This window comes from Streptomyces aurantiacus, assembly GCF_001418335.1.
Taxonomy (GTDB): domain Bacteria; phylum Actinomycetota; class Actinomycetes; order Streptomycetales; family Streptomycetaceae; genus Streptomyces; species Streptomyces aurantiacus.
Map to the genome: position 1 here is coordinate 1 of NZ_LIPP01000530.1, position 3,187 is coordinate 3,187.

3 protein-coding genes are annotated in these 3,187 nt (G+C 73.1%); 1 reads left to right on the top strand and 2 read right to left on the bottom strand.

What is annotated here, in order from left to right:
* Positions 1-61 precede the first annotated feature (61 nt).
* Positions 62-1,027 carry a pirin family protein gene (locus AOK01_RS39955; protein ID WP_055520550.1) on the top strand — a complete coding sequence of 322 codons (966 nt, stop codon included), beginning with the start codon at positions 62-64 and terminating at the stop codon, positions 1,025-1,027.
* Between the two features lie 177 nt (positions 1,028-1,204).
* Here the strand turns inward: AOK01_RS39955 and AOK01_RS39960 are convergent, their stop codons facing one another.
* The gene (locus tag AOK01_RS39960; RefSeq protein ID WP_079104119.1) at positions 1,205-2,152 is read right to left on the bottom strand and encodes a squalene/phytoene synthase family protein; all 948 of its coding nucleotides are present in this window, start codon (positions 2,150-2,152) and stop codon (positions 1,205-1,207) included.
* A gap of 68 nt (positions 2,153-2,220) precedes the next feature.
* A partial coding sequence (locus AOK01_RS39965; RefSeq protein WP_245702625.1) for a lytic polysaccharide monooxygenase occupies positions 2,221-2,986 on the bottom strand: 766 nt, incomplete at its 5' end.
* Between the last annotated feature and the right edge of the window lie 201 nt (positions 2,987-3,187).

The following is a 3,187-nucleotide window of genomic DNA, read 5'->3' on the forward strand; positions in this document are numbered from 1 at the left end:
GGTGGGGACCGGACGGGGACGGGGCCTGACGGACCGTCTTCCACGGGTTAGGTTGTGCGCCATGAGCAATCTTGATCGCGACGCTGTTCCCGCGCTGTGCGGCGGCCGGGGTTTCGTGGTGGCGGAGCCGGTGCGTGAACTCCTCAGTCCCCGCCGGGTCAAGCTCGGCGAGTCCAGCGAAGTCCGGCGTCTGCTGCCCAACCTGGGCCGGCGCATGGTGGGCGCCTGGTGCTTCGTCGATCACTACGGTCCCGACGACATCGCCGAAGAGCCCGGCATGCAGGTTCCGCCGCATCCGCACATGGGCCTGCAGACCGTCAGCTGGCTGCACGAGGGCGAGGTGCTGCACCGCGACTCCACGGGCAGCCTGCAGACGATCCGCCCCCGTGAGCTGGGCCTCATGACCTCCGGCCGGGCCATCAGTCACTCGGAGGAGAGCCCCGAGTCGCACGCCCGCTTCCTGCACGGCGCGCAGCTGTGGGTCGCTCTGCCCGACGGCGACCGCCACACCGAGCCGCGTTTCGAGCACCACAGCGAGCTGCCCGTGGTGACGGCTCCCGGCCTGACCGTCACGGTCGTCCTGGGCGGCGTCGACGGCGCGGCCTCGCCGGGGACGACGTACACGCCGATCGTCGGCGCCGACCTGGCGCTCGCCCGCGGGGCGGACCTGCGCCTGCCGCTGGAGCCGGACTTCGAGTACGCCGTGCTGTCCATGTCCGGCGAGGCGCACGTGGACGGTGTGCCGCTGCTGCCCGGCTCCATGCTCTACCTCGGCTGCGGTCGCACCGAGCTGCCCCTGCGGGCGGAGTCGGACGCCGGTCTCATGCTTCTCGGCGGCGAGCCGTTCGAGGAGGAGCTGGTCATGTGGTGGAACTTCATCGGGCGGTCCCAGGCGGACATCGAGCAGGCGCGGTCGGACTGGATGACGGGGTCGCGGTTCGGTGAGGTGGTGGGGTACGGCGGGGGGCGGCTGGCTGCTCCCGCGCTTCCGCCGGTTGCGCTGAAACCGCGGGGGCGCGTGCGCTGAGCTCTGGTGGAGGGCCTGGGGTGCCACCGGCCCGGTCCGGCTGCTGCGGATCGAGTGCGGCTTGTCGCGCAGTTCCCCGCGCCCCTAAAAGATGCGCAGTTCCCCGCGCCCCTGCCCCTGAAAAGAGCGGCGGTCGGTGGCGGCGCTGCTCGGCAGATGTGTTGGCCGGTGGGAGCGTTACCGGGTCGTTCCGGCGAGTTCGTCCCGGTGGGCCGGTGTGCGGCGGGTCAGCAGGCGCAGGCAGGCCACCGGGCGGTCGCGTACCGGGCGGCGGGTCACCGAGGCGCCGCGGGACGTCACCGACTGCAGGCGCTGATGGTGCAGGTCCAGTACGAAACGCATCAGGCGCCGGTGTTCCTCGGAGCAGTGGTCGAGGAGTACGCCGGCCTCCCGGAGCGTGGCGCGCGCGGTCTGCGCGGTGGCCGCGATCAGCGCGTGTACGCCGGGCAGGTCGCGGCCCTGTTCGAGGTCCTCGCGCGCGATGTCGTACCGGTCGAGATCGCTGACGGGCAGGTACAGGCGCCCGCCGCGCAGGTCCTCGTGCAGGTCGGTCAGGATGTCCGTCCGCTGGGCCGCGTCGGCGAACAGACGGCAGGCGGCGGCGAACTCGGCGCTGCCGCCGCCCTGATGGGCAAGGCCCGAGGTGATCATCAGGAACGGCCAGGTGAGCTGTTCCACGTACCGCTGGTAGTCGGCCTCGGTGGCGAAGCCGGGGAAGTCGAGGTCGATCCGCGCGCCGTCCAGGTACGAGTCGACCCACCGGTGCGGCAGTTCACGGGTGGCCGCCGTGTGCAGGAACGCGCGCAGCAGCGGATGCCCGGCGCTTCCCGAGTCCAGCGCCGCGCGCACCCGCTCGTCCCACGCGTCGTAGCGTCGGGTGCGCTCCTGGACCGTGCCCCGGTCGCAGACGTCGTCGGTGTACGACGCGAAGGCGTATCCGGCGAGCACATGGGGCTGCTGGCCCACGGGCACCAGCAGGCGCACCGCCAGATAGCCGGCCGGCTCCCGCCGCCGCATGAACCGCGCGACCTTCGTGTAGTCGTCGCGCAGGGTGTCCTGGCGCACCTCGGCCGCTTCCAGGCTCCTCCGCCAGGTCCGCACGTACATCTCCCCTGAGAATGCCATTTTTCACTACCGAAGCGACGCGCAGGCTATCAGGCGTGTGATCTCCGGCTGTCGGCAGGCCCGGCGCGTCAGCGCCGCCTGCGCAAGGTGTACGCGGCGCCCGCCGTGATCAGCAGACCCGCCGCGCCGCCCGCGATCAGAGGCAGGGCCGGCGCGCGGTCGTCCTTGTCGGAGGCGGGGGAGGAGACCGCCTCGCCGGGCGCGCCGGTCGGCGTCCGCGACGGCTGCGCCGACGTACTCGCCACGTCGGCCGGGGACTTCGAGGAGGCCCGGGTGGGGGTGGTCTCCGGGGTGGCGGACTTCGCCGGTGACTCCGCGCGCCCTCGCGCCGCGGACCCGGCGGACGCTGTGGAACCGGCGGACCGGGCGTTGTCCTTCGCGCCGGGGAAGACCACGTCCGAGCACGAGTAGTAGGTGTCCGGCGTGCTCGTGTTCTGCCAGATCGTGTACAGCAGGTGGCGGCCGGTGCGGTCGGACGGCAGCTTGGCGCTGATCCGGTAGGCACCGTTCACCAGGGCCGGGTCGGTGGCCGTCGCGAAGGGCCGGGACGGCAGGTCGGACCACGTGAGCGGCTTCGTCGGGTCGTAGCCGTCCTTGGTCAGGAACAGCTTGAACGTGCCCGTGTGCGGGATCGTCGACCGGTACGTGAGCGTCAGGTCCGCCCCGGCGGTCAGCCGGGTCGAGGGCCAGTCGGCGCGGGCCAGGTCGAGCCCCCGGTAGGCGGCGAGGCCGCCGCTGCACAGCTTGCCGTCGGGCACCACCTGCCGGTCCCGGCCGGCGACGCCCGCCAGCCGCAGGTTGTCGAAGGCGGCCACGCCGGAGGCGACAGCGGCCNNCGCGGCGGCGGGCCCGGCGGCCCCCACCGCGAGCAGGAGCGGGGCCGTCCCGGCAAGGACGACGCGGGCGGCGGTGCGGTGTGCGGTCATGGACGGGACTCCTCCGGGCACGGCAGGCAGGTACTCGACAGCCGAGAGCCCGCTGCCCCTCAAGTACGGGAGCGGCGCGAGGGGCGTTCAACTCCCCCGTCCCCCCCCC